The organism is Pseudomonas lactucae (genome assembly GCF_016937615.1).
Lineage (GTDB): Bacteria > Pseudomonadota > Gammaproteobacteria > Pseudomonadales > Pseudomonadaceae > Aquipseudomonas > Aquipseudomonas lactucae.
Genome location: NZ_JAFHKI010000003.1, coordinates 18859 through 45545, shown reverse-complemented (window position 1 = coordinate 45545; position 26687 = coordinate 18859). Strand labels below are relative to the sequence as shown.

The window sequence follows — 26687 nt, the reverse complement described above, 5'->3', positions numbered from 1 at the left end:
CCCCGATGGCGGTGAGTCAGTCACCGGATGTATCAATTGATACACCGCTATCGGGGGCAAGCCCCCTCCCACATTTTTTACCGAGTTCGCTCAGGAACCTTTGTTGCCTTTCTCATGCGCCGGGTCGTAGACCTTGGTCAGGTCACCCCCCAGGCGGAAGGTCTTGAACGGTTGCATCCCGTGCTTGCGTTCGATCACATCCGGAGCGCAGGTGTAGAGGGTGCAGAACGGCTCAAGCCAGGCATATTTCATGTCCTCCTTGAGGTCTTTCATGTCCTGTTCCTTGCCGTTCTTCTGCTCGAAGATTTCCGGGTCCTTGACCCCAGCCAGTACTTTGTCGCCCAGGCGCTTGAGCGCGCTGTTGTTTTCCTGGCGCAGGTCCACGCCGTTGACCAGGGCAAAACTGGCGATCATCGACAGCGGCGGCAGGGCGTAGTTGTGGTACGACAAGGCGCGTTGCTGACGCTTCAATTCGTTGGGCAAAAAGCCCTGGTCGTCGACCTGGTTGACGCCGACCTTGTATTCCTTGACGGCCCAGTCAAACAGGTCGCGACGGTTGGTGGCGATGGAGGTCGCCATCACCGACCAGGCGGCCCAGTAGGAATGGTTGTTGGTTTTTTCCAGCGGCAGGTTGTCCCAGTCGCTGACCACCTGATCGGCCAGTTTGTTGAACCAGGCTTCGATCAGTTGCGATTCCTGCTGGTGGTTGGCCAACGGGTGCGAGTCGGAGAACTTCAGGCGCACGTACGCCGAGGCCATGCTGCCCAGCGCCCATTTGCGCATGGACTTGCCGGTGTGGTTGAAGTCCTTGGACATCAACGCATCGGCCTTGGCCCATGACACCAGCCAGTTCAGCGTGCATTCGAGCTGCTCCGGACGGCCGTCGCGCATGAACTGCATCACGCGCTTGCTGGTGTCTTTTTCCAGCTTGGTGATGTCGGCGGTGCTGTCGCGAAAGGCTTTTTCCGACTGCACATTCAGCGTCGAACGGGCCTTATCGGAGCCTTCGTACTTGCTGCGAAATTGCAGAGGCCCGGTATAGGGCGTCGGCATGCTGTCGCAGCTTTCCTTGGAGGCGCCGGTCTTGAGCGATTCGATCGGTGCGAAATAGCCCTGGGGCGGACGCAGCGGGGCGGCGGCGTTGACTGAACCGGCAAACATCGCCAGGCCCAGCAGTGTTGGCATCAATAACTTCTGCATAGGTAACCTCATTGCCCGGTTGAGGCGGTCTGTTGACCACCGGCCGGGAATACGTTGCGTGTGCAAATTTTCGCTTCGACTTTCTGCGCGGCAGCGCCCGCTTCAGGGCCCTGCACTTCCACGGCCAGCAAGTTCTGCGAGGCCCAGTCTTCATCGGTGCGCAGTTCAAAGGCGAAACGCCCGTCTGTATCGGATGTTTCGGGTTTCTCGATCTTGATGTCCTCGTGGCGCCCGTTCATGTACCAGAGGGTGGCTTGCAAGGTTTTCACCGACGGATCGGCGAAGCGGATATCGACCTGGTGATTGGCATTACGCAGGTCTTTGTTCGAGCTGTTGACCATCAATTCGTTCTTGCCGGGTTTGAGCGTGGTGCTCGCGCTCATCTGCGCGGTCTTGCCTTCGCAGCCGTTGTCGAGCAGCGCCATCATTTGGCGGTAGATGGTTTCCTGGTCCAGGCGATACAGCGGCGAGAATTCCCAGATCAGGATTTTCGGCGGGTTTTTCTGGAATTCTTCGCTGCCCAGGTACTGGATCATCGAACCTTCCAGGCCACCGCCGGGGAAAGCAACGTTGAGGATGTCGGCGCCGATTTCTTCTTCCAGGAACCCGGCGAAGTTGTAGTTCTTGCCGCTGTGACTGGTGCCCACCAGGGTGATCTGCGGGTTGCCCGAATCGCCGAACAGGTCGCCGTCGCCCGCTTCGCCCTTGGGCTCGGTGGTGAACTGGTCCATGTACTGGATCGCGTAGCTGGTGCCGCACAGTTGCCCGGCCATGTTGTGCAGGGTACCGGTCTTGCCCATGCGCCCGGAGCGCTTGGTCTCGAATTCGCGCTTGGGAATCTCGGCGAATTCAGGCAGTTTTTTGACCTTGGCCGCGACGATTTTTGCGGTGCGCTGGGCGCCGTACGGGGTCCAGTGCTGGTCGCCGCGGAAATAGAAATCGTGGGCCGGCAATTCATCCGGCAGTTGCTCATTGGTCAACGGCGACAGGTCCGGCACCACGTAGCCCATCTTGGCGAAACGGCCGAGCATGGTCTTGTAGTTGCCCAGGGCCTTGTCGAAGTCGTACGAGGCTTTTTCTTCCGGGTTGAGCTTGTTGCGGTTCACCAGGCCACGGGTCGGCTGGTAGACCAGCACCAGTTCCACGCCCTTGCTTTTGAACGCATCGTGCAGCTGTTGCAGGCGTTTGTAGCCGGCGGGGCTGGTGTCGAATTCGGTGCGCAAGTCTTCCTGGGTCCGGAACAGCCAGTCGCCCTGGGCTTGCACCAGGGTGGTGAAGTTCTGCTGGTAGCGCGTGGTGTAGTTCTTCGCGTCATGGGCGGCCGGGCACAGGCTGCAGCACGGTTCGGCGGTGAAGGTCGGGGCTTTCACCTCATCGGCGCGTACGCCCTGGCTGGCCGCGAGCAGGCCGAGGGTCAGACCCGAGAGGCTCAGCAGTTTGATCATGTGTGGGTGCATAAGGGTCATCCTCAGTCCTGCATTTCGGTCTGGCGTTCGACAGGGTCGATCAGCACGGCTTTCTGCTGGCGCACCAGCAGGTCGAGAATCTCTTCCTGGCGATCGCCAAGAACACCGGAGAAGCTGATGCCGCTGGATTTGGTCGGCGCCAGCATCGACACGCGGTACAGCTCGATGCTCAACGGCGAATCGATGGACAGCGGCCCGCTGCCGTTACCCGCCAGCTCACCGCCGACCACGATCAGCGAAACCTTGGCATCGAACGGGTCGAGGGCGATGTCACGGTCGGTGTCGGTCAGATCCTTGATGTGGCCGTACACGCCGGTCAGGCCGTTGGCCATGGCGGTGTTCTCGTACAGCTTGATGTTCACGCTGTTACGCACGCGAATGCCGTGACGACGGTTGCTGATCACCTTGTTGCCCCACAGCAGGTTGTCACCGCTCTCATAGAGGGTGATGCCGTCGGTGTGGTTGCGGTAGATCTCGTTGTCGGCGATCAGGTTGTTCACGCTGTTACGGTCGATCACCAGGCCCGAGAGCTTGTTGTCGTAGCTGCGGTTGTTGAAGATGAAGCTGTCGTTCACTTCCCGGGAAATAATGATGCCGTGCTTCTTCTTGGTGCCGTACACGGTGTTGTCCGCGATGATCAGGCCGTGGGAACGGTCGTGGGGGTCAATGCCGTAGACGATGTTGTCTTTGTAGGTGTTGCCCTTGATCACAAAGCCGGTGGTTTCGTAGCAGTAGAAGCCGTACCACATGTCCGAGAACTCGGAGTCGATGATCCAACCGGTCGGTTCCGCACGCTTGAGCACCTTGGCCATGTTCGGCGTGTACTGCGAAATACTCACGCCGTACGACTTACTGTTGGCGTAGCCGAAACTGGCCATCTTGCTGTTGGCGATGTAGGTCTCGGTGCCGCCCCAGGCCAGCAGGAATGGGCGAAATTCCTTGGGCGACTTGAACAGCGCCGGGCCATTGGCCTTCTCGTCCCAACCGGTGATCTTGGTGTCGCGCACGAACAGCTGGCCGTCGTTGATCAGGAACGAACCGGCTTGCTGGGACAGGCGCAGTTCCTGGGTTTTCTTATCGATCTCCAGGATGCCTTTGCGCCCGACCACAATCGGCAACTTGGCCAGGAACACCCCCGGCGAGGTTTCGCTCAGGTACTGCTTGGGCACTTTGCCGAGCAGGTCCTTGAGGTTCATGTAGCCGTCGTCGACGAAGATTGCCTGGGGAATGCCGTGCTGGCGCACTACCCATTCGGCCATTTTGTTATCGCCGCCGATAAAGTCCTTGAGCGCGTCTTCCTGCATCATGCGGCGGATGCTGATTTTTCCGGGTTTGCCGCGCACGATCTTTTTCTCAATGGCCGCACTGGTGTAACCCGACAGGTCGGGCAGGGCCGGCTTGACCATTTCCAGCGGCGCGGTCGGCGGGCTGGAAATGGTGTAGGTCTTGGCCTGCTGGAGTTCCTTGGCGATGGTCGGCGCCTTGGCCGCCGTATCGGCAAACGCTGTGGTGCTGGCCATCAGCATTGCCGCGACGAGTAGGCTTTGAGCATTCATTGCACAGGCTCCCATCAGAATTTCCAGATCACGTCGACAAAGGCGCGGTGCATGTACGAGTCGACCTGGCTGCCGTAGGCGTCGCCCGGCTTGAACACCCCGGCACGAAAGCGCACCAGCGCCGACGGCTCTTCGACCGACTGGCTCAACGCGGCAGGCAACAGGCCGGTCTTGAAGTACTTGGTGACCACCAGGTCCATCTCCTGACCCAGGTCTTTCTTGCCGTCTTCAAGCGGCAGGGAAGTGCTGGACAGGATCGCGCCGGTTACGTCATCGGTGTTGTTCTGCACCGCATCGATGCCGTTGCTGCCCACCGGCTTGTTGCCGTCGACGCGCCAGAACTTGTGGTACACCAGGCTTGCGTCGTAGTCCTCGCGCAGTTGCCAGGAACCGAACAGGCTCATGGACTGCATGTTGTTCATCTCGCCACGGAACGCTTCGCCGAAGCGGTGCACGCGAGACTGGGTGCCGGTCCAGTTCGAACGGTTGCTTTGCAGGCCGTTCTGCTCGTACTCGGCGCTGGCGCGGGCATAGGCCGCACCCACTTGCCACTGCGGGTCGAGACGCAGGCGGATGCCCAGGTCGGTGGCCCAACCGCTCACGTCATCGCTGCGCTTGGCGTTGGTGGGGCGAGTGCCGTCGGCGTTCAACGCGTTGACGCTGTCGCGGTCGCCACGCATGCCGGTGATGCTGGCCCAGTAGTTGACGGTGTTAGTGTTGCGCCAGCTATAAGCGTCGCTGTTGGCTTCGATGCCGAGCCAGGTCAGGTCGCCGTTCTCGCGCTTGTCCAGCGAGTCGGTGGGCACGCCCGGTTGCGGATAGTCGAGCTTGCCGTTGTCATGGGTGTGGTGACCGCGCAGGCCGATCCACTGCCCCGGCGTCCACTGGTAGGACGCGTCGGCGTAGAGGTGCTGGCGGTCCTTGTCCTTGGGCGACAGTTCCTTGAGGTCGGTACGGTATTCGCTGAAACGCTCGGCGACGCCGACATTGGCCTTGAGCAAGGTGGTGTCGAAGGTCCAGTTCAGCGCTTCGATGTTGGTGTCGCGCCATTGGCCGTCGTCATTGCGCAGGCGCTGGCGGCCGAGCTTGAGGATCTCGCCGGGGTAGGGCGTGAAGCCGCTGTAGCCGACCCAGAACTCGCGCATGGCCAGGTAGTTTTTCTTGGTCTTGCGGTCGCTGTTGCTGGTCTGCTGGTTTTCGTCATCGGCCGACTGTTGCAGGGTGTCGGTCTCGATGATGTCGCTGGAAGCAACGGCCTGGCCCATGGCGTAGGCGCTCCAGTTGCCGCTTTCGCCGTAGATCCAGGGGCGCAGGTCGATACCGACGCCGTTGACGTCGCCGCCTTTCTGCGTGCCGAGGTCACGGTCGTCTTCGGACTGGCCGGTGATTTTGACTTCCAGGCCGAAGTTCTTGGCTTCGGTCAGCGCCGCCAGGGTCGGGCACGACCAAAGCAGGGCGAAGGTCAGGCCGATACCGGCCTTGACGAATGGATTGAGCTTCATAGGGATTCCTCGCCGTCGTCTTCTTCATCCAGGGCGTGCAGTTGCAACGTGCTCTGGGCCAGGGTGCCGCGCGCAGCCAGTTCCTGTTGCACCAGGCGTTGGCCCTGGGCGCGTTGTTCCGGCGTCAGGGGCGCTTCGAGCTGGGCCGCCAGGTCATTGGCTTCCGGGGTGTCCTGGGCCTTGGCCAACTGGCTGAAGACATAGGCGTTGATGGGGTCGGGCTTGGTGCCCTTGCCTTGGGAAAACAGTTGCGCGATAGCGAAGTCGGCGCTGTTCTGGCCGTTACGCGCAGCGGTCAGCAGGTGGTCCAGGGCTTTTTGCGGGTAGACCTTGCCCAGGTAGCCACGGCGGTAGATCTGGCCGAGGTAGTAATCGGCGGCCACTTCACGGCCCACGGCTTTTTCGAAGTGCGCTTGCGCAGCCTTGGCGTCTGCCGGCACCCACTTGCCTTCGTAATAGAGCTTGCCCAGCAGCAGTTCGGCGCGTGGCTGGTCGGCGGCGCGGCCGTTGTCGAGGTACTTCATCATCTGGTCGACGTCGCCCAGTTCCGGGAAATCGTAGAGCAGTTGCGCCAGGCTGACCCAGGACGCCGGGTAGCCAGGCGCGATTTTTTCCAGCAGGGCCTGGGCGGTTTTTTCGTCCGGGGTGCCCAGGGTCGCATCGCCGAGCACGCGGGCGACGCTGTCGACCCGCTGGGCGGTGACGGTACCCACGCTGTAGCCGGCTTCCATCTGCTTGAGCAGTTCGGCCTGTTTCTCCGGCTGCTGTTTTTTCTGGTAGACCGTGGCCAGTTCGACATAGCAGATGTCGGTGGTGTGCAGCGCGGCCTTGCAGATGCGCTCCACATCATCCAAGTGCTGGTCGTAGGTGTCCTGGGTGCGATACAGCAGCACCTGGGCCAGGCCTGCCTCCGGGTAACCGGCGGCTTGCCATTTACTGATCTGCTGCTGGGCGTTCACGTTGGGGAAGCTGTGCGGGTATTGCAGGTACAGCATCGCCAGCGGGATCAGGGTGTTGCCTTCGCCATTGGCAAAGGCTTTTTTCAGCAGGCCTTCGGCTTCATGGTGTTCGGCTTCGGTGCTGCCGGGCTTGGCCACCAGCAGACGACCCAGGCGCGCCTGGGCACGCGGCGAGGTCTCTGCCGCTGCGCGATAAGTGGCCTCGGCCTGTTTGATCTGTGCCGGGTCGCGGGTGCCGACCTGGATATCGGCCAGGCCCACCTGGGCTTCGCTGTAACCCAGCTCTGCCAGTTGCTGGTAATTCTGTTGGGCGGTGACGGTGTCGCCGCGCTTCAATGCTTCGTTGGCCAGGCGTTGGTCGGGCAGGCCGGCGCAACCGGCGAGGCTGATTGCTAGGGCGATCAACGCTACCGAACCAAAGTGGGCACTGCCTTTGTGGCGAGGCAGCTTGCTCCCGCTGGGGTGCGGAGCGCCTCCAAGAGCCGGCTCCAGCTGCGCTGTCGAGCGGGAGCAAGCTCCCTCGCCACAGCAAGCCCGCTCCCACAGGGATTGTGTTGTTGGAATAGGGTTCACAGGCATGTCCTCGCTTACAGACCGTGAGCCATGGCTTTGTCGATCAGCCAGTTCAGCGATGGGCCACGGTCGCTGGTGACTTCCACCGGGCGACCGGCGTAGGTGCTGTCCAGTGGTGCGTCAGGCTTGATTTGCACGCGGATATCGGAGGACAGGTCGGCGCTGTTCAGGCTGGTGCTGCTGACGATGGTGCCGGTGCGCACTTGTTCTTCGTCGGCGACCTGGAAGGTCACTGGCGTGCCTGGGCGTACGTCACCGAACTGGCGATAGGTGAAGCGTGCTTCCACGTTGGCCTGGCTGCCGCGTGGCACCAGTTGGAAGATCACGTCGCCCTTGCTGGCGTACTGGCCGTCGGCGACCAGTTGCTGGGCAACCACGCAATCGCACGGCGAGGTCAGGGTGCCGGTCATTTGCTTGCCGAACAGCTCTTCAACCTTGGCCGGTTGCAGTTGGTCTTCGTCCAGATGGCCCTTGAGCACGTCGAGCATGCTGGTGCTGAAGGTTGCCAGCGGCGCGCCTTTGGCGGCTACGGCGTCACCTTTGAGCAGGCTTTGCACGGTGCCGTCGCGCGGCATGGTTACGTTCATGCCGGGTACGCTGACGAGGCCGCCTGGGCGTGGCTGACGAAGTACATGCCGTAGATGGATTTGAACACGAACCCGAACGCGGCCAGGCCGACCAGGAAGATAGCCAGGCTGAACGTCACGGCGCGCAGGCGGCCGAAAAAGCTCATGCCACTGCCGCCGTCCTTGACCTTGCGTGCCTTGGTGAAGTTGTCGCGTTGCAGGGTCGCCAGCACGTCGCCCATGGTCACGATGTCACCGGACAAGTGCGAGGTGATCAGGTGGCGCAGGGTGGAAATATCCTGGGGTTCCAGGTTTTGAAACTGGCAACCGGTACGGCCGCTCTGGCGGTCGTAGGAGCGGATCTGCAGCTCCACGTCCATGGCCAGGCCGAGGTTGTCGATCACGAACTGCAGGCGGCCCTTGTGCACCTGGCCGACGGTGAGCGGCTGGGTGGCGGTGAACGCCAGGCCGCCGGCGGACAGGTCGATCACGCGTGCTTCGGTCGGCGTGCGGTCGCTGTTGAAGAAGCGCAGCTTGGCCGGGATTTTGACTCGGGCGTGCTGGCGCTGGGCTTCGGATTCGTGGACAACGTTGGCGTTTACTTGGCTGTTCATAATGTTCTAGTTCCTAGTTAATTCAGGCTTGGCAGGGTCAGACCATCATCAGCAACACGGCAACAAAGATGCTGCCGGCGGAGAAGGTCATGGTCCGAGACGACCAGGTGTTGAACCAACGTTGAAAGCTGGCCAAATCGCGGGTCAGTTTGGTGTCCTGGCGGGTCCAGGACTGTTGATCAAGGCGGAAGAACACGTAGATCTTCACCAGTGCGCCCATGATCTGGTTGTAATAGAGAATCAGCGGGTAGGCCGGGCCGATCTTGTGCCCGGAGCACGACAGCAGCAGTGTGAGAATCAGGCGGGTGATGCCGATCCACAGCAGGTACGCGAGGATGAACGCGCCGCCGTACTTGAAGGTGGCGATGATTGCCACGGTCAGGCCGAGCAGGGAGGTCCACATCGACACGCGCTGGTCGAACAGCACCACGCTGGTGAACAGACCCAGGCGGCGTACGCCCAGGCCCAGTGCACGGGAGTTCTGGCGCAGGTTGTTGCCGTACCAGCGGAACATCAGCTTGCGGCTGGCCTTGATAAAGCTCTTTTCCGGCGGGTGTTCCACGGTGTTGATCGCGGCGTCCGGCACGTAGAACGTGTCGTAGCCCAGGCGCATCAGGCTGAACCAGCTGGACTTGTCGTCACCGGTGAGGAACTTGAAACGGCCCAGGCGCCAGTGTTGCAGCGAGTCGCTTTCCACGTCGGCGATAAAGCCCGGGTCGGTGACCACGCTGGCGCGGAACACCGACATGCGACCGGTCATGGTCAGCACGCGCTTGGACAGGGCCATGGAGCACATGTTGATGTGGCGCTGGGCGAAGCGCAGCTTGTGCCATTCGCTCATGATGTAGCCGCCGCGCACTTCGCAGAATTCGTTGGTGGTCAGGCCACCGACGTTGCCGAACAGTTGGAACCACGGCACGGTCTTGCGTACCACGCCTTCGGCGAGCACGGTGTCGCCATCGATCACCGCTACCACGGCGCGGTCATCCGGCAGGTGACGGGAGATGGCGCGGAAACCGAAGGCCAGGCCGTCGCGCTTGCCGGTACCGGCGATGCGCACGAAGTCGAGCTTGACGTGATCGGGCGGGTTCATCTTTTCCCAGAGGCTCTTGACCAGCAGCTCATCGGACATTTCCACCAGCGAGCAGACCACGGTGGTGGGGAAGCCACATTCGATGGCCTCGCGGATCACCGAGCTGTAGACCTGCGCGGTGGTCAGCGCATCGATGCGGAAACTGGTGACCATCAGGAACACGTGGGACGGGTCGGCCGCCTTGCCCAGCTTGCGCACTTTGCGGCGCAGATGCGGGTACACCACATACAGGAACAGCATGCCGCGAAAGAAATGCGTAGCACCCATCGAGTAGCGCCAGATACCGACGGCGCCAATCAGGAAAATAAAATTCTTCGACTCGGAGTCGAACGTACTCGCCGGCAATAGCAGGGCGAGACCCATCAGCAGGCTGAGGAAGAACAGCCAGCCGGCGGATTGCAGTAGTACGTGTTTTAACTTGGACATAAGCGTCATCCGAAGGTGAAGAAGGCTTCGCGCTGCACGTGCTGGGGATCAGGCCACGTGCAGCGCGAAACTTGCCGTTGCTGTTACCAGCAAATGCCTTCGGTACGGCCGTTCGCGCTGGTGGCCTTGGACATGAAGCCCACCAGGTCGATCACTTGCTTGCCGTCCGGAGCGTTCTGCGCCAGGGCGCGGAATTTCTCGTCACGGTTGCCCAGGATGATCACGTCGGAGTTGTTGATCACGTCGTCGAAGTCCGAGTTGAGCAGGGACGACACGTGCGGGATCTTGCCTTCGATGTAGTCCTTGTTCGCGCCGTGGACACGGGCGTACTCGACGTTGCTGTCGTAGATGCTCAGGTCGAAGCCCTTGCCGATCAGCATTTCCGCCAGTTCCACCAACGGGCTCTCGCGCAGGTCGTCGGTGCCGGCCTTGAAGCTCAGGCCCAGCAGGGCGACTTTGCGTTTGTCGTGGCTGGAGACGATGTCGAAGGCGTTCTGCACCTGGGATTCATTGCTGCGCATCAGCGAGTTGAGCAGCGGCGCTTCCACGTCCAGGGAACTGGCGCGGTAGGTCAGGGCGCGTACGTCCTTGGGCAGGCACGAACCGCCGAACGCGAAGCCTGGGCGCATGTAGTACTGGGACAGGTTGAGGGTCTTGTCCTGGCAGACCACCTCCATCACTTCACGCCCGTCGACGCCGACGGCCTTGGCGATGTTGCCGATCTCGTTGGCGAAGGTCACTTTGGTGGCGTGCCATACGTTGCAGGTGTACTTGATCATCTCGGCAACGGCGATGTCCTTGCGGATGATCGGCGCATCGAGTTCTTCGTACAGCGACTGCAAGACATCGCCCGAGGCTTTGTCGAATTCACCGATAACGGTCATCGGTGGCAGGTCGTAGTCGGCGATGGCGGTGGATTCACGCAGGAATTCCGGGTTGACCGCGACGCCGAAATCGACGCCGGCTTTCTTGCCGGAGCAGTCTTCGAGGATCGGGATCACCACGTTGGCCACGGTGCCCGGCAGTACGGTGCTGCGTACCACCACGGTGTGGCGGGTGGCTTTGTCACGCAGGACAAAACCGATCTCGCGGCACACGGCTTCGATGTAATCGAGTTCCAGGTCGCCGTTTTTCTTGCTTGGCGTGCCGACGCAGATCATCGACAGGTCGGTATCGCGGATGGCTTCGGCGAAGTTGGTCGTACCGCGCAGTCGACCGGTTGCGATGCCTTGGTTCAACAGTTCGCCCAGACCCGGTTCAACGATCGGCGATTTGCCGGCATTGATCAGGTCGATCTTTTCCTTGGAGATGTCTACGCCGACCACGTCGTGGCCACGGGCAGACAGGCAACCGGCACAGACTGCGCCAACGTAACCCAAACCAAATATGCTGATGCGCATCGCATTTACCTCGTTGTCATTGAAGACGGTGTTAATTGTGCCAATAGATGGCCGGAGTTCATGTTTGCAAGCGTCACTAATGCCACGGAAGTTGGGCGAGTAGACGCCGACTTACCGCGTACAGGCATGTTTAATAGTGAGTGACTAACTATTGCACTCAAGTTGTGCGCAACGTGGCCTTGTTATTGGGGCTTGCCCTCAAATGCAGCCAGTCTTCCGGGGGGAAGGATCTGACGCCGGCGCCGTAGAGCCTTGATGGAGGCGGTTAGCCCTTTGATATCAATCTCTTAAGCGTTGGCACCGACACATTTGGGTAAGCGCTGCCTTGGCCTATAGGGGATAGCAAATCATCCTTATCGCCGCCCTCAACTCATCTCAATTGATGATATGACCCGTGAGTCAAAGTTGATGGGGCAACTTTGCTACTTCCTTGGGTCGGTATGTAAGTCATCTCTTACAGGATCAGAGAATTTCGTTACCGGTGGTATGAGCGGTGCTTTTGGGTGAAGTTCCTGGCCGCTCATCCTGTTTGCCGAAATTTTTTGAAATATTGGAATAGATGGCACTAGTACTATATTGATAGCACTTGCTATTTGAGCCAGTAGTTACAGGTAGTTGGCGCGATGGGATAGTTTTGTGCCACTACTGATTGAAAAAAGTGGTGCCACTACGAAAAAAAACGACGAATGTCGAGTGAAAGAATTGTTAGATTTGCTTCATGATGTTTTTTGACGCCAAATAAATGACGGCATTGGGGTGAAATGTGATCGAAAATGTGGGAGGGGCTTGCCCCTGATAGCAGTAGAACAGTCGATATATGAGCCGACTGAAACACCTATATCGGGAGCAAGCCCCCTCCCACATATGCAACTTATCGTCTGGAAGAGGGCGCTAAGGCTTCATTCCGGTGCGTGATCGCGCAAAAACACCAGATTATCCGGCTTGGACTGCTCCGCATTGAAGCGATAGCCCTGCACATCGAACTGCTTGAGCCTGGCCGGATCGTTGATGCGCTCTTGGATCACGAACCGGCTCATCATGCCGCGGGCTTTTTTGGCGTAGAAACTGATGATTTTGTACTGGCCGTTCTTGAGGTCCTTGAACTCGGTGTTGATGATTCGCGCGTTCAGGGCTGTGCGCTTGACCGCCGAGAAGTACTCGTTGGAGGCGAGGTTGAGCAGCACGTCATCGCCTTGCGCGGCCAGCGCTTCGTTGAGCCACTCGCTGATGCGGGTGCCCCAGAACGCGTAAAGGTCCTTGCCACGGGCGTTGGCCAGTTTGGTGCCCATCTCCAGGCGGTAAGGCATCATCAGGTCCAGAGGCCGCAGCAGGCCGTACAGGCCCGAGAGCATGCGCAGGTGGTCCTGGGCGTAGCTGAAATCGGCATCGCTGAAAGTTTCGGCGTTGAGGCCGGTGTATACGTCGCCCTTGAAGGCAAGCAGGGCCTGCTTGGCATTCTCGGGGGTGAGGGCCGGGGTCCAGCTGCCGAAACGCGCGGCGTTGAGGCCACCGATCTTGTCGGACACGTGCATCAGTTCGCTGATCTGCGCCGGGCTCAGCGCGCGCAATTGTTCGATCAGCTCCTGGGAGTGGTCGAGGTACTGCGGCTGGGTGAAGCGCGGGGTTACCGGCTTTGACTCGAAATCGAGGGTCTTGGCGGGGGAAATCACCATCAGCATGAAGTCGTCTCCTGTAATCGTGGGCGCGATTCTAGGGGCTGGGGCGTTTTGACTCCACCTATGATGGCGATAGGTACGATCCGCTATGATGGCCGGTAACTCTGGAAAGGAAGACCCCGTGTGCGATTAGCGCTTTTATTGTCGGCTTGTTTGCTATGTGCCACCGCCCAAGCGGCGCCGGTGGACATCGCCAGCCTGGACCGTGGCACCTGGCCCGAAAAACTCAGCAGCCCGGCGCTGTTCGATGTGGCTTCGCGCGCGGAAATCCTGATGTTCTCCCGCAGCCTACTGGCCAGCGAAGCGCTGGATGAGGCGGCGCTCAAGCAGCGCCTGGGCTTGAAGATCATCAACCTGGCCGCCATCGACGACCTGCGTCGCCAGCTCTGGCAGCGCCTGCTGGAGAATTACACGGTCGCCCAACAGAGCTGCGAGGAGGACGCCTCGTTCTGCTACCTGGTGGAAAACATGGACGATTTGCGCGAGGAGGCCGGCAAATTCGAGGTCAGCGCAGATTCCTTCTATATAGGCTGGGCCGCTCCCAGCCACGCATTCCATGAGCGCTACCTGGACGAACTGCTGCGCAAGGCCGCGCTGTTGCCGCAGATCAGCAGCGAAGTCGCGCGCTTTGGCGACCATGAGCGCAATGGCGATGAATTCAACGACCGCCTGTTCCTGCTGACGTTTGACGGCGGCCCGGCGCCGGTGAGCGGCAATACCGACTGGCTTGTCGACTATTTGCGCAAACAAAAGCTGAACGCCACGTTCTTCGCCCTCGGCAGCAGCCTGCAAACCCGTGTGGAGCGCAGTTCCGCCGCCGAGGTGGAGGCGTTGTACCAGGGCCAGTGCGTCGGCACCCAGGGCTGGCAATACCGCTCACACAGCCATTGGGTGGACTGGCAAAGTTCGATCACCCGCAGCACCGCACTGGTGCAGAACCTGATGCCGGAAAACTATGTGCCGCTGTTCCGCCCGCCTTATGGTCAGCGCCGGGCGGACAGCCAGGGATTCTTCCAGTCGCAGGGTTTGCAGGTAGCGTTGTGGGACATCGATTCCCAGGACGAGCCGGGCAAGCTCAAGGCCGAAGAGTCGGCGCAACGGGTGCTGACGCTGATGCTGTTGTGGCGAAAAGGGGTGATTGTGTTTCACGACACCCAGGACAAGGCGCGGGTGGCATTGCCGCTGTTGTTGCAGGCAACGGCGCAGAGTGGCCTGGGTTGGCAGGACTGCCGCGAAGCGTTTCGCTAAGGTGCCCGGCCCTGTTGGGCGTGGGGTGTTTGCGGGGCGATTTTATGCGGCATTTCGATGCAGGCCGACTTCCGACTTTAACGGGGTGCATGGTAGTCGGCTAGTGCTATTCGTCATCCTGAAAAATAAACTTCAAAAAAGCGTCAAAGTGCTTTTTCCTGTCATGGGTTTTGCGGTATTACGAAGTCAGACCGCCGAAACCTGCAACACAGGTGGCGTCTTACAAGACTCCTCATGTGGGCACTGCGCTTGACGTCACTCAAGGTGCAGTCGGTGGTCGAATCGAGGCGCAGCACCGCCCAGGTATTGCGTCGAATGGCTCCCACAAAGGTGACCGAGTATGGATGATCATGGACGTAACCCTTCTTCCGACCAGCCAATCCTTTATGTGCTTGATACCAACGTACTGATCCACGATCCAAACGCACTGCTGAACTTTGAAGAACACCACGTCGCCATCCCGATGATCGTGCTTGAGGAACTCGACAAACTCAAAAGCGGGCACCACAGCGTCGCCGCCGAATGCCGCCAGGCCATTCGCCTGATCGACAAGACCCTGGGTGAAGCGTCGCCTGAAGATGTTGAAGTCGGCGTGCCGATCCAGCGCGGTAAAAGCGGACCCAAAGGCTTGCTGTCGATTCTGATGAGCAAGCGCAGCGAGCCCAACAGCCTGCTCCCGGAAAACCTTAACGACAACAAAATCATCAACCAATTGATCGACCTGCACGCACGCGACAAGGACCTGCGCCTGGTGCTGGTGACCAAAGACATCAACATGCGCCTCAAGGCACGAGCGTGTGGGATCGCTGCCGAGGACTACAGTACCGACCAACTGGTCGACGACGTGTCGATGCTGTCGCGTGGGTATCACACGGTGACAGGCTCGTTCTGGGACCTCGTCAGCAAGGTCGAAACCCGTCAGGACCATGGCCGCACCTGGCACCAGGTACAGTTGATCGACAACCTGCCGGCCGTGCATATCAACGAGTTCATCATCGACGAACAGGGCTTCGTGGGCTGGATCAAAGAAATCCAGGTCGACAAGCTGCTGATCCTCGACCTGCATCAGGAACCCCTGTTGCACCAGGAAGCCTGGGGCCTGAAACCGCGTGACGTCTACCAGAGCCTGGCGCTGTATGCGCTGCTCGACCCGGACATTCACCTGGTCAACCTGACCGGCGCCGCGGGCTCGGGTAAAACCATCCTCGCCCTGGCGGCCGCCATCGAACAGACCATGGTGACCAAGCGCTATCGCCGCATCATCGCCACCCGCAGCGTGCAGGGCCTGGACCAGGAAATCGGTTTCCTGCCCGGCACCGAAGCGGAAAAAATGGAGCCGTGGCTGGGGGCGATCACCGACAACCTCGAAGCCTTGCACATGGATGACGAAAACACCCATGGCAGCGTCGACTACATCCTCAGCAAAGTACCGTTGCAGTTCAAATCCCTCAACTACATCCGAGGTCGCAGCTTCCAGCAGAGCCTGATTCTGATCGATGAATGCCAGAACCTCACGCCGCACCAGATGAAAACCATCATCACCCGTGCCGGCGCCGGTTCCAAAGTGGTGTGCCTGGGCAACCTGGCGCAGATCGACACGCCTTATCTGTCCGCGACCAGCTCCGGGCTGACCTACCTGACGGAACGCTTCAAGGATTTCCCGAACGGCGTGCACATTGCGCTGCAAGGGGTGCCTCGCTCGATTCTGGCTGAATACGCCGAATCCCATCTCTGACCTTAAATACAGACTGAAACGGCGACCCTGGGTCGCCCGTTGTGTTATCAGGCCATTTAGGTGCTGGGCGTAAAACGCTTTGGCGCGATCGGGAGCGTCCACGTACAGTGCGGTCTCAATGATTCGTTTGAGTTGAGGCATGGGTTGCTTGTTGAAGAGTTGCTCCCTGAGATGGAATTCACAGCATGGTCACGGTTCTACTACGCAATATCGATTTGAATCTGTTGGTGGTGCTTGATGCGCTGCTCACCGAAAAGCACGTTACCCGTACCGGCGCGCGCTTGCATTTGAGCCAGCCGGCTATCAGCCACTCCCTGAGCAAGTTGCGGGTACTGCTCGATGATCCGATCCTGATTCGCGAGGGCAACGAGGTTGTGCTCAGTGCTCTGGCCCAGAATATTCAGACGCCGCTGCGGGAGATTCTCAGCGGGATCGAGACGCTGTTTGGCAAGTCCATAGAGTTTGACGCCGCCAGCTCCCAGCGTACGTTCCAGCTGGCGATGTCGGATTATGGCGCGGCGATTATCTTGCCCAAGTTGCTGGTGCGACTGCGCAGCGAGGCGCCGAACACGACCCTGGTGGTCACCCAGGCAGTCGGCATGCGATGTTCGAACAAGTGGCACAGGGCAAGATCGACCTGGCCCTGGGAGTGTTTCCCAGCCTGACGACCGACGTGTCGATGGAGGTGTTGTTCGAGGAGAGTTTTTCCTGTCTGCTGGACCGGCGCACGCTGCCCAAGGACGGTGTGCTGGACTTGGAGAGCTACCTGGAGCGCCCCCATATCCAGGTGTCCATGGACGGTGGCGCCAATGGCGAGGTCGACAGCCTGCTGCGTGCCGAAGGCATGCGCCGACGGATCGCCGTCAGTGTGCCGCACTGGCGCACGGCGCCGAGCCTGCTGCACCACACCGACCTGATTCTCACCGTGGCGACACGTACCCTGGAAGACACCTTGCTTAACCCGGACCTGGTGCAACTGTCGCCACCGTTCAACATTCCGCGCTTTCCGTTTGTGCAGATCTGGCACCAGCGTTTCTGTGACGATCCGTCACATGCCTGGTTGCGCGAACAGGTCAAGCAAGTGGTGGCTCATACCGTGCAGGTCGACTGATCCGGTCGCAGGTGCAAGTTCTGACCGCCCATTGGCTCGTCATGAGTTTACATCTAAGTTAATGACTGACTAGTTGACGTTCAGGTGCGCGTGGTAATTAGAAAACCGCCTATAACGACGACAGCTCCGACCACTTTGTTTATATTCAGAGATTGTCTTGGAAAGCCCATCAGGCCGAAATAGTCAATGGCTATTGATACAACCAATTGTCCTACCAGTACCGCCATGATGAAGTTGAGCGCACCCAGTCGGGGCGCCATTAACAAGGCGACGGTAATATAGAATACGCCGGCGACTCCACCCATCCAGATCCACCAGGGGCCCTCTTGAACGGCTGCAAGATTGGGGCGTGGGGCTTTCGTCACAATAATGATGAGAATAAGAACAGCCAGGCTGACCAATAATGAAACTGCGGTCGCCCACAAAGGGTGGCCCAGCAGATTACCCAGTTTGGCGTTAGTCCCGGCTTGCAGGGGAACGGCGAAGCCGGCGAATAAACCGAGCAGGATGAAAGGCAGTAAGGTCATGACGTCTTCGTTCCGATTTTTTTAAAGTTTTACGGTGGTTGGTTTGACGGCGCCAATTCTTTGTTCTGATGGCGCGTATTCGCCACACTGATCGGGCAATTGGCTATTAGTGAGCAAGCAATCAAGCGTGCGCGATCTTGAGTGGCGGGTTTACAATCGCGGCTCAAGATCAGGAGTATCGCTGTGCTGACTCATCTCGATTCCCAAGGCCGCGCCCATATGGTCGACGTCACCGACAAATCCGTGACGTTCCGTGAGGCGGTGGCCGAAGCGCGGGTGCGCATGTTGCCCGAAACCCTGCAAATGATTGTCGACGGCGCTCACCCCAAAGGTGACGTGTTTGCCGTGGCTCGCATTGCCGGGATCCAGGCCGCGAAAAAAACCAGCGACCTGATCCCCTTGTGTCATCCGCTGATGCTGACGGGCGTCAAGGTTGAACTGACCGCCGAAGGGCAGAATGCGGTGCATATCGTTGCGCGGTGCAAACTCTCCGGGCAGACCGGTGTGGAGATGGAGGCGCTGACGGCAGCCAGTGTCGCGGCGCTGACTATCTACGACATGTGCAAGGCGGTGGATCGCGGCATGACCATCGAAACCATCCGCCTGTTGGAGAAACTCGGCGGTAAAAGTGGGCATTTCAAGGTGCAGGAGCAATGAGCATAAACGTACTGTTTTTTGCGCGCTACGCCGAAGCGGCGGGCTTTGATTCGCTGGAGATGGAAGGCGACTTTGCGACTGTCGACGCGCTGCGCCTGGCATTGGCCGCTGATCCGGAGTTCGCAGTGCTCAACGAAGCGAGCCTGATGTGTGCGCGCAACGAGGAGCTGTGCAGCCTCGACGAACCGGTGCAGGCCGGCGATGAAGTGGCGTTTTTTCCGCCTGTGACCGGAGGCTGAGCATGGCCATCCGCGTGCAGGTCGAAGCGTTCGATCCCGGTGCTGAAGTCAACGCGATGCACGCGGCCAATGTGGGCGTGGGCGCGGTGGTGAGTTTTGTCGGCTATGTGCGCGACTTCAATGACGGTCGCGATGTGTCGGGGATGTTCCTTGAACACTACCCCGGCATGACCGAAAAGGCCCTGGCCAAGATCGCCGTGGAAGCCGAGCAGCGCTGGCCGTTGCTCAAGCTGGAAGTGCTGCACCGCGTCGGCGCGCTGGAGCCGGGCGAGCCGATCGTGTTTGTCGCGGCTGCCAGCGCCCATCGTCAGGCGGCGTTCGATGCCTGCGCGTTTGTGATGGATTATTTAAAGACCCGTGCGCCGTTCTGGAAGAAGGAAAATACACCGGAAGGGGCGCGCTGGGTGGAAGGGCGCGACAGCGACCACGCTGCTGCTGATCGCTGGAAATAGCCGGCCGAACACAGATGCAAATGTGGGAGGGGGCAAGTCGAATCGTCGCACCGCCCCACATTTTTTAGCGCATTCCAACCGTTAAGGGCGTTTGCGTTCTACGGCCCGCAACAGATGCGTAGGCGGCGTTTCGCAACTGATCTTGCGCCCCAGCAGCGTCTCGATCGACGGCAACTGATACGAGTCATCCTCACCGGCAAAGCTGATCGATACACCCGCGGCGCCCGCACGTCCGGTACGGCCAATGCGGTGCACGTAGTCGTCCGGTACTTCCGGCAGGGTGAAGTTGATCACGTGGCTGATGCCGTCGATGTGAATCCCGCGCCCGGCCACGTCGTGGCCACCAGCACGCGAATCTTGCCTTCGCGAAAGCCTTCCAGGGTCTTGATGCGCTTGTGCTGCGGCACATCGCCCGACAATTGCGCGGCGTTGACGCCATCGCGCACCAGGCGCTCTTCGATGCGACGCACTTCGTCCTTGCGGTTGGCGAACACCATCACGCGTTCCCAGCCGTTGTCGTTGATCAGGTTGTAAAGCAGCTTGTACTTGTCCGCGCCGGCCACTGCATAGATGTGCTGTTCGACGTTTTCACTGGCGACGTTCAGCGCTTCGATCTCGACGATGGACGGGTCGGTGGTCCACTGCTTGGCGAGGTTCATCACGTCTTCGGTAAAGGTCGCGGAGAACAGCAGGGTCTGGCGCTCTGCCTTCGGCGGAGTCTGGCGAATGATCTGGCGTACTTGTGGGATAAAGCCCATGTCGAGCATGCGGTCGGCTTCGTCCAGTACCATCACTTCGACCATGTCCAGGTGCACATCGCCGCGTTGGTTGAAGTCCAGCAGGCGGCCCGGGGTCGCCACCAGGATGTCGCAGTGACGGGCTTCGAGGTGCTTGAGCTGCTTGTCGAAATCCATGCCGCCGACGAACGTCATCACGTTGAGGCCGGTGTACTTGGTCAGGTCGGCGGCGTCCTTGGCGATCTGCACCACCAGCTCGCGGGTCGGGGCGATGATCAGCGCGCGCGGTTCACCCATGTAGCGTTCTTTGGGCGGCGGCGTCTGCAGCAGTTGGGTGATGATCGAGATCAGGAACGCGGCGGTCTTGCCCGTGCCGGTCTGGGCGCGGCCGATGGCGTCTTTGCCCGCCAGGGTGAAACCCAGCACCTGCGCCTGGATCGGCGTGCAATAAGGGAACCCCAGGTCCTGAATGGCGTGCATCAGTTCCGGGGCCAGCTTGAAATCGTGGAAGCGGGTCTTGCCTTCCTGGGGCTCGACGACGAAGTCTTCGAGTTTCCACGGAATAACGACGGGTTTCGGTGCTCGCTCGCGGCGCGGCTTGGGCGCGGGTGCGGCTTGAACCTCGGCGGGTGTCGCCGGTTCGGGTGACGTCACCGTCGGTGTCGTCGGCTGGGCGACTGCTGCGGTCCGGCCTGGCTGTTGACCGTCAGTGCGGTTGCCGGACGCGGAAGTGGGAGCACTGGATTCAGGCGCGAGCGGCTCAGCTTCGTGTTTGCCGAACATCTTCTTGAGTGCTTTGAGCACGGTGATCTCATTAATTGGTTAAGGAATGTACGCCGGCCAGTGTAATGCAAGAATCGGGCGCGGCGTAGTGCGTCTGTCATACAGCTACATAAACGCGGGTTTCAGCGCAGTCGCTCGGCCAACCAGATGCCGATATCGCGTATCTCCTCGGGTAACACTTCGTGGCCCATTGGGTATTCCTGCCATGTCACGGTGATACCACGGCTCTTCAAATGCTCGTAGGCCGTGCGGCCCATGGCGTTCTGCACCACATCGTCGTACTGGCCGTGCAGGCACAGCGTTGGAATGCGCTGCTGGCTGGCGGATAAGTCCAGCTCATCATCAAAGGTGGGGGCGTAAGTGGATAGCGCGATGACGCCACCCAATGGGCCTTCCCAATTCATAAACGCAGTGTGGAAGACCACGGCGCCGCCCTGGGAAAAACCCGCGAGAAAAATTCGCGAAGCGTCTATTCCGGTTCTCTTCTGGGTTTCGATCAAGTCCGTGAGGGTTTTGGCCGACACTTCCAGCTCTTCCAGGCTGATCGAACGTGCCGGGCTCATGGCCTTGATGTCGTACCAACTCGGCATCTCGTAGCCGCCATTGATCGTTACCGGACGGGTTGGCGCCTGGGGCAAAACGAAGCGGGTGCTCTGCAGGGTTTCCTGCAGGGCCTCGGCCACCGGCAGGAAATCGTAGCGATCGGCACCCAGGCCATGCAGCCAGATGACGCAGGCGTCTGCGGGCTTGGCGGGCTGAAGAATCAAGGGTTCGGTCATGTCTGCTCCATAAATGTGCGTGCGCTCCGATTAAGTGCGACGGAACGGTGCGTGAGGTGTTGATCTGTTACGAGAATGTCGCAAGGTTGAATCTTTTCCTCTTGACCTTAGGCTGAATCGACTCAGCCGCCACTCTGGTACGGGCCTTGCTATGTGTTGGTTGATGTCAGAACTATCCACAGACGGTAACACTATCAGTGACTGTCGTTTGTGGGATAGCCGCTGGAATTATTGCGACAGCCTCATGCCGCTTGACCCTAAAAAAAGCCAACACGGGTCAATATCGCCTCATAAGGGTGCGCTGAGGTTCGAGCTCCGACACAACAAGAGCAAAACTGGAGGTTTGAATGAAGGTATTGAAATCCACCCTGGCCATCGTTTGCGCGGCTGCTGTACTGGGTGTCAGTGGTTTCGCCCAAGCCGGCGCCACCCTGGACGCCGTGCAGAAGAAAGGCTTTGTGCAATGTGGCGTGAGTGACGGCCTGCCGGGTTTCTCTGTACCGGATGCCAGCGGCAAGATCCTGGGGATCGACGCTGACGTATGCCGCGCTGTCGCCGCTGCCGTGTTTGGCGACGCGACCAAGGTCAAGTTCAGCCAGTTGAACGCCAAGGAGCGTTTCACCGCGCTTCAGTCGGGCGAAGTCGACATCCTGTCCCGTAACACCACCATGACCAGCTCCCGCGACGCCGGCATGGGCCTGAAATTCCCAGGTTTCATTACCTACTACGACGGTATCGGTTTCCTGGTTAACAACAAACTGGGCGTGAAAAGTGCCAAGGAACTGGACGGCGCGACTATCTGCATCCAGGCCGGTACCACCACCGAGCTGAACGTTTCCGACTACTTCCGTGGCAACGGTCTGAAATATACCCCGATCACCTTCGACACCTCCGACGAAAGCGCCAAGTCGCTGGAATCCGGTCGTTGCGACGTGCTGACCTCCGACAAGTCCCAACTGTTCGCCCAGCGCAGCAAGCTGGCCTCGCCGAAGGACTACGTGGTACTGCCGGAAACCATTTCCAAGGAGCCCCTGGGCCCGGTCGTGCGTAATGGCGACGACGAGTGGCTGGCTATCGTGCGCTGGGTAGGCTACGCCATGCTCAACGCTGAAGAAGCCGGCATCACCTCGAAAAACGTTGAAGCTGAAGCCAAGTCCACCAAGAACCCGGACGTTGCGCGTCTGCTCGGTGCCGACGGCGAATACGGCAAAGACCTGAAAGTGAAGAAAGACTGGGTCGTACAGATCGTCAAGCAAGTGGGTAACTACGGGGAAGTGTTCGAGCGCAACCTCGGCAAGAGCACCCCGCTGGAAATCGACCGTGGCCTGAACGCGCTGTGGAACAACGGCGGCATTCAATACGCACCGCCTGTGCGCTGATCGCTGATGGTTCTGTCACCCGGTGGGCCAACCGCCGGGTGATGTTCTGTTCCATTCTCTCCGGGGCACTTCATGCAAAATCAAATCGGCGCACCAAAGCAGAAGCTCAGCTTCAGCGATCCCAAAGTGCGTGCGTGGCTCTTCCAGATCATCACGATTGTGGCGGTGGTCTCGCTGGGCTGGTACCTCTTCAACAATACCCAGACCAACCTTCAACACCGGGGCATCACCTCGGGTTTCGACTTTCTCGAGCGCAGTGCCGGCTTCGGCATCGCGCAGCACTTGATCGACTACACCGAATCGGACAGTTACGCCCGCGTCTTCGTGATCGGCCTGCTCAATACCTTGCTGGTGACCTTTATCGGCGTGATCCTGGCAACGCTGCTCGGCTTTATCGTCGGCGTGGCGCGGCTGTCGCCGAACTGGATGATCAACAAGCTGGCGACGGTGTATGTGGAAGTGTTCCGCAACATTCCGCCGCTGCTGCAGATCCTGTTCTGGTATTTCGCGGTGTTCCTGACCATGCCGGGGCCGCGTAACAGTCATAACTTCGGCGATACCTTCTTTGTCAGCAGCCGTGGCCTGAACATGCCGGCGGCGCTTGCCGCTGATGGGTTCTGGCCGTTCGTGGCAAGCATCGTGGTTGCCATTGTGGCGATCGTGCTGATGACTCGTTGGGCCAACAAGCGCTTTGAAGCCACCGGTGTTCCGTTCCACAAGTTCTGGGCGGGCCTGGCATTGTTCATCGTGATCCCGGCACTGTGCGCGTTGATCTTCGGCGTGCCGCTGCACTGGGAAATGCCCAAACTGCAAGGCTTCAACTTTGTCGGCGGCTGGGTGCTTATCCCTGAACTGCTGGCACTGACCCTGGCCCTGACGGTATACACCGCTGCGTTCATCGCTGAAATCGTGCGTTCGGGCATCAAGTCCGTCAGCCACGGCCAGACCGAAGCGGCCCGTTCCCTGGGCCTGCGCAACGGCCCGACGCTGCGCAAGGTCATCATTCCGCAAGCCCTGCGGGTGATCATTCCGCCGCTGACCAGCCAATACCTGAACCTGGCGAAAAACTCGTCGTTGGCCGCCGGTATCGGTTACCCGGAAATGGTTTCGCTGTTTGCCGGCACGGTGCTCAACCAGACCGGCCAGGCCATCGAAGTCATTGCCATCACCATGAGCGTGTACCTGGCGATCAGCATCAGCATTTCCCTGCTGATGAACTGGTACAACAAGCGCATTGCGCTGATCGAGCGGTGAGGAAACGCACATGAGTTCTCATACTTTCAAACCGGATATGCCGCCGCCGAGCAAAGTCTTCGGCCCGGTGGCATGGATGCGCGCCAACCTGTTTTCCAGTTGGCTCAATACCCTGCTGACCTTGCTGTCGATTTACCTGGTGTACCTGGTGGTGCCGCCGATCCTGCATTGGGCCATCCTCGATGCCAACTGGGTGGGCACCACCCGCGCCGATTGCACCAAGGAAGGCGCCTGCTGGGTGTTCATCCAACAGCGCTTCGGACAGTTCATGTACGGCTACTACCCCGGTGACCTGCGCTGGCGCGTAGACCTCACCGTGTGGCTGGCGATTGTCGGCGTGGCGCCGTTGTTCATCTCGCGCTTTGCGCACAAAGCGCTCTACGGTCTGAGCTTCCTGGTGCTGTACCCGATCGTTGCCTACTTCCTGCTGCACGGTGGCGTGTTCGGCCTGGCCAACGTGGCGACCAGCCAATGGGGCGGCCTGATGCTGACCCTGGTGATCGCCACCGTCGGCATCGCCGGCGCCTTGCCGCTGGGCATCGTGCTGGCATTGGGACGGCGTTCGAACATGCCGGCGATTCGTGTGATCTGCGTGACCTTCATCGAATTCTGGCGCGGCGTGCCGTTGATCACGGTGCTGTTCATGTCCTCGGTGATGCTGCCGTTGTTCCTGCCTGAAGGCATGAACTTCGACAAACTGCTGCGGGCCCTGATCGGCGTGATCCTGTTCCAGTCGGCCTACGTGGCCGAAGTGGTGCGCGGCGGGTTGCAAGCGATCCCCAAAGGCCAGTACGAAGCGGCCGCGGCAATGGGCCTGGGTTACTGGCGCAGCATGGGCCTGGTGATTCTGCCGCAAGCCCTGAAGCTGGTGATCCCGGGCATCGTCAACACCTTCATTGCGCTGTTCAAGGACACCAGTCTGGTGATCATCATCGGCTTGTTCGACCTGCTCAACAGCGTCAAGCAAGCCGCCGCCGACCCCAAATGGCTGGGCATGGCCACTGAAGGCTATGTGTTCGCCGCCCTGGTGTTCTGGATTTTCTGTTTTGGTATGTCGCGCTATTCCATGCATCTGGAACGCAAGCTCGACACAGGCCACAAGCGTTAGGAGTTCTTTTTATGAGCGAAGCAATCAAACAGCCTGTGAGCCCTGAAGGCATTATCCAGATGCAGGGCGTCAACAAGTGGTACGGCCAGTTCCACGTGTTGAAAGACATCAATCTCAACGTCAAGCAGGGCGAGCGTATCGTGCTGTGCGGCCCGTCGGGTTCGGGCAAATCCACCACCATCCGCTGCCTCAACCGTCTGGAAGAGCACCAGCAGGGCCGCATCGTGGTCGATGGCGTGGAACTGACCAACGACCTCAAGCAGATCGAAGCGATTCGCCGTGAAGTCGGCATGGTGTTCCAGCACTTCAACCTGTTCCCGCACCTGACCATCTTGCAGAACTGCACGCTGGCGCCGATGTGGGTGCGCAAGATGCCCAAGCGCAAGGCCGAGGAAATCGCCATGCACTACCTGGAGCGTGTGCGTATTCCGGAGCAGGCCCACAAGTTTCCGGGGCAACTGTCCGGCGGCCAGCAACAGCGTGTGGCGATTGCCCGTGCCTTGTGCATGAAGCCGAAAATCATGCTGTTCGACGAACCGACTTCGGCGCTGGACCCGGAAATGGTCAAGGAAGTACTCGACACCATGATCGGCCTGGCCGAAGACGGCATGACCATGTTGTGCGTGACCCACGAAATGGGCTTCGCGCGCACCGTGGCCAACCGCGTGATCTTCATGGACAAGGGCGAAATCGTCGAGCAGGCGGCGCCGAATGACTTCTTCGACAATCCGCAGAATGATCGGACCAAGTTGTTCTTGAGCCAGATTTTGCATTGATCGATGGATGCTGTTTGAAAATAAACCCGGCCTGGCGCCGGGTTTTTTTTTGCCTGCTCAACAGGCCTTGAGTGCCTCGGGTTCGGTGTTTACGGTATGAGTGAATCCACGCATGTCAGCTCCTTCGGCCAATACCTTGGCGTCGGCGAGTAAATGCGGATATCTATCCAGCAGCCGCATTAACAGTACCAATGGTTTGGGAGGGAGAAGCTCACCGCGCTCATAGCGTGAAAAAGCGTTGTGACCGCCTCCGGATAACAGTTGCACGGTTTCTTTTTGCGTAAGGTGCAGCTTGCGACGGATGCGCTTCATCTCAGAGCCGATCATCATCCTGGCTGCGTGGATGAGTTCATCACCCGCTTTCGCATGGCGTTCTGAGCTATCTGGGTCATACATGCCGTCGCCGCAGGCGTGGCATTCCCAGCCAGAAAGATCATCGACGCGACGTTCCATACCTTTGACGCTGAGGGTTTCGCTCCGCCCCTCGAAGCGAGTCATTCCGTCGAGCGATCCGCAGATAAAGCACTGTTGAGTTTTCATGAGTCGCACTCCTTGAAGGAGATCACCGGTGGGATACCGCCTGAGCGATAAGTAACTTTTATGTAAATCTCCATACCGCGTGAACTGATGTGATACACGTCCTGCCAGATTCTATGGTCTGCATAGGTAGTCATTGATTTGCGCAATATGCCCGTTTGCAATTGAAAAATGACGTCTTGCATCTCGTGGATATCAAGGCCGAGTTTCCGTCCGGTGTTCCTTGCGGTTGAGGTAAATGCCTTCGCCCCAAGCCGCCTGACATCCGCCTTGATCACAGCCAGATCGTAATGAGGTGTGTACTTTTCCATAAGACACCTGAGTCCAATAATTA

General features: G+C 59.5%; 21 protein-coding genes and 3 pseudogenes. 10 read left to right on the top strand and 14 right to left on the bottom strand.

Annotated elements, in window-relative coordinates:
* Window positions 1-90: 90 nt before the first annotated feature.
* The 9 genes and pseudogenes from JWR98_RS00745 to yaaA form a co-directional block, all read right to left on the bottom strand.
* On the bottom strand, window positions 91-1200 hold the full coding sequence (locus JWR98_RS00745; RefSeq protein ID WP_205489127.1) for a mannuronate-specific alginate lyase: 1110 nt from the start codon (window positions 1198-1200) through the stop codon (window positions 91-93).
* Between the two features lie 8 nt (window positions 1201-1208).
* Window positions 1209-2657 carry an alginate O-acetyltransferase gene (locus JWR98_RS00740; RefSeq protein WP_205489126.1) on the bottom strand — a complete coding sequence of 483 codons (1449 nt, stop codon included), beginning with the start codon at window positions 2655-2657 and terminating at the stop codon, window positions 1209-1211.
* Between the two features lie 11 nt (window positions 2658-2668).
* Window positions 2669-4237, bottom strand: coding sequence for a mannuronan 5-epimerase AlgG (gene algG, locus JWR98_RS00735; RefSeq protein ID WP_205489125.1), 1569 nt, complete (start codon window positions 4235-4237; stop codon window positions 2669-2671).
* On the bottom strand, window positions 4237-5724 hold the full coding sequence (locus JWR98_RS00730) for an alginate export family protein (RefSeq protein ID WP_078823318.1): 1488 nt from the start codon (window positions 5722-5724) through the stop codon (window positions 4237-4239). Before JWR98_RS00730 ends, algG begins: the two co-directional genes overlap by 1 nt.
* The gene (gene algK / locus JWR98_RS00725) at window positions 5721-7262 is read right to left on the bottom strand and encodes an alginate biosynthesis TPR repeat lipoprotein AlgK (RefSeq protein ID WP_225908489.1); all 1542 of its coding nucleotides are present in this window, start codon (window positions 7260-7262) and stop codon (window positions 5721-5723) included. Before algK ends, JWR98_RS00730 begins: the two co-directional genes overlap by 4 nt.
* A gap of 8 nt (window positions 7263-7270) precedes the next feature.
* Window positions 7271-8436, bottom strand: a pseudogene (locus JWR98_RS00720) (PilZ domain-containing protein).
* Between the two features lie 37 nt (window positions 8437-8473).
* On the bottom strand, window positions 8474-9955 hold the full coding sequence (gene alg8, locus JWR98_RS00715; protein ID WP_179119881.1) for a mannuronan synthase: 1482 nt from the start codon (window positions 9953-9955) through the stop codon (window positions 8474-8476).
* 83 nt (window positions 9956-10038) lie between these two features.
* Window positions 10039-11355, bottom strand: coding sequence for a nucleotide sugar dehydrogenase (locus tag JWR98_RS00710; protein WP_003171927.1), 1317 nt, complete (start codon window positions 11353-11355; stop codon window positions 10039-10041).
* An 899-nt stretch (window positions 11356-12254) separates the two neighbouring features.
* Entirely contained in the window at window positions 12255-13034 is a 780-nt protein-coding gene (yaaA, locus tag JWR98_RS00705; protein ID WP_205489124.1) for a peroxide stress protein YaaA, read from the bottom strand.
* Between the two features lie 120 nt (window positions 13035-13154).
* Between yaaA and JWR98_RS00700 the strand changes: the two genes are divergently transcribed.
* From JWR98_RS00700 to JWR98_RS00690, 3 genes and pseudogenes are all read left to right on the top strand, one after another.
* Complete coding sequence (locus JWR98_RS00700) at window positions 13155-14279, top strand: polysaccharide deacetylase family protein (protein ID WP_205489123.1); 1125 nt, start codon at window positions 13155-13157, stop codon at window positions 14277-14279.
* Window positions 14280-14619: 340 nt separating this feature from the next.
* Entirely contained in the window at window positions 14620-16014 is a 1395-nt protein-coding gene (locus JWR98_RS00695; protein ID WP_078731654.1) for a PhoH family protein, read from the top strand.
* 185 nt (window positions 16015-16199) lie between these two features.
* Window positions 16200-17125: pseudogene (locus JWR98_RS00690) on the top strand (LysR family transcriptional regulator).
* Window positions 17126-17205: 80 nt separating this feature from the next.
* Here the strand turns inward: JWR98_RS00690 and JWR98_RS00685 are convergent.
* Window positions 17206-17652, bottom strand: coding sequence for a DMT family transporter (locus JWR98_RS00685; RefSeq protein WP_205489122.1), 447 nt, complete (start codon window positions 17650-17652; stop codon window positions 17206-17208).
* 183 nt (window positions 17653-17835) lie between these two features.
* On the opposite strand from JWR98_RS00685, the gene moaC reads away from it, so the two are divergent.
* The 3 genes from moaC to moaE are packed head-to-tail and all read left to right on the top strand — an operon-like array spanning window position 17836 to window position 19000.
* Complete coding sequence (gene moaC / locus JWR98_RS00680; RefSeq protein WP_205489121.1) at window positions 17836-18309, top strand: cyclic pyranopterin monophosphate synthase MoaC; 474 nt, start codon at window positions 17836-17838, stop codon at window positions 18307-18309.
* A complete protein-coding gene (gene moaD / locus JWR98_RS00675; protein ID WP_205489120.1) occupies window positions 18306-18548 on the top strand; it encodes a molybdopterin converting factor subunit 1 in 243 nt (80 codons plus the stop codon). The genes moaC and moaD overlap by 4 nt, the downstream gene beginning before the upstream one ends.
* A 2-nt stretch (window positions 18549-18550) precedes the next feature.
* Window positions 18551-19000 (top strand): molybdopterin synthase catalytic subunit MoaE, encoded by a 450-nt coding sequence (moaE, locus tag JWR98_RS00670; RefSeq protein ID WP_078731659.1) that lies wholly within the window; start codon window positions 18551-18553, stop codon window positions 18998-19000.
* Between the two features lie 81 nt (window positions 19001-19081).
* Here moaE and rhlB read toward each other — a convergent pair.
* Together rhlB and JWR98_RS00660 are read right to left on the bottom strand one after the other, a co-directional pair.
* A pseudogene (gene rhlB, locus JWR98_RS00665) lies at window positions 19082-20547 on the bottom strand (ATP-dependent RNA helicase RhlB).
* A 95-nt stretch (window positions 20548-20642) separates the two neighbouring features.
* The gene (locus JWR98_RS00660; RefSeq protein WP_205489119.1) at window positions 20643-21299 is read right to left on the bottom strand and encodes an alpha/beta hydrolase; all 657 of its coding nucleotides are present in this window, start codon (window positions 21297-21299) and stop codon (window positions 20643-20645) included.
* Window positions 21300-21646: 347 nt separating this feature from the next.
* Here JWR98_RS00660 and JWR98_RS00655 point away from each other — a divergent pair, with 347 nt between their 5' ends.
* The 4 genes from JWR98_RS00655 (at window position 21647) to JWR98_RS00640 (ending at window position 25816) form a co-directional block, all read left to right on the top strand.
* Complete coding sequence (locus JWR98_RS00655) at window positions 21647-22678, top strand: amino acid ABC transporter substrate-binding protein (protein ID WP_034096005.1); 1032 nt, start codon at window positions 21647-21649, stop codon at window positions 22676-22678.
* 72 nt (window positions 22679-22750) lie between these two features.
* Window positions 22751-23932 carry an amino acid ABC transporter permease gene (locus JWR98_RS00650; RefSeq protein ID WP_078731662.1) on the top strand — a complete coding sequence of 394 codons (1182 nt, stop codon included), beginning with the start codon at window positions 22751-22753 and terminating at the stop codon, window positions 23930-23932.
* 10 nt (window positions 23933-23942) lie between these two features.
* A complete protein-coding gene (locus tag JWR98_RS00645) occupies window positions 23943-25040 on the top strand; it encodes an amino acid ABC transporter permease (protein ID WP_205489118.1) in 1098 nt (365 codons plus the stop codon).
* 11 nt (window positions 25041-25051) lie between these two features.
* Window positions 25052-25816, top strand: coding sequence for an amino acid ABC transporter ATP-binding protein (locus JWR98_RS00640; protein ID WP_003171943.1), 765 nt, complete (start codon window positions 25052-25054; stop codon window positions 25814-25816).
* A gap of 57 nt (window positions 25817-25873) precedes the next feature.
* Here the strand turns inward: JWR98_RS00640 and JWR98_RS00635 are convergent, their stop codons facing one another.
* Both JWR98_RS00635 and JWR98_RS00630 read right to left on the bottom strand, forming a co-directional pair.
* Complete coding sequence (locus JWR98_RS00635; RefSeq protein ID WP_078823338.1) at window positions 25874-26356, bottom strand: type II toxin-antitoxin system MqsA family antitoxin; 483 nt, start codon at window positions 26354-26356, stop codon at window positions 25874-25876.
* On the bottom strand, window positions 26353-26664 hold the full coding sequence (locus JWR98_RS00630; protein ID WP_205489117.1) for a type II toxin-antitoxin system MqsR family toxin: 312 nt from the start codon (window positions 26662-26664) through the stop codon (window positions 26353-26355). Before JWR98_RS00630 ends, JWR98_RS00635 begins: the two co-directional genes overlap by 4 nt.
* Window positions 26665-26687 lie beyond the last annotated feature (23 nt).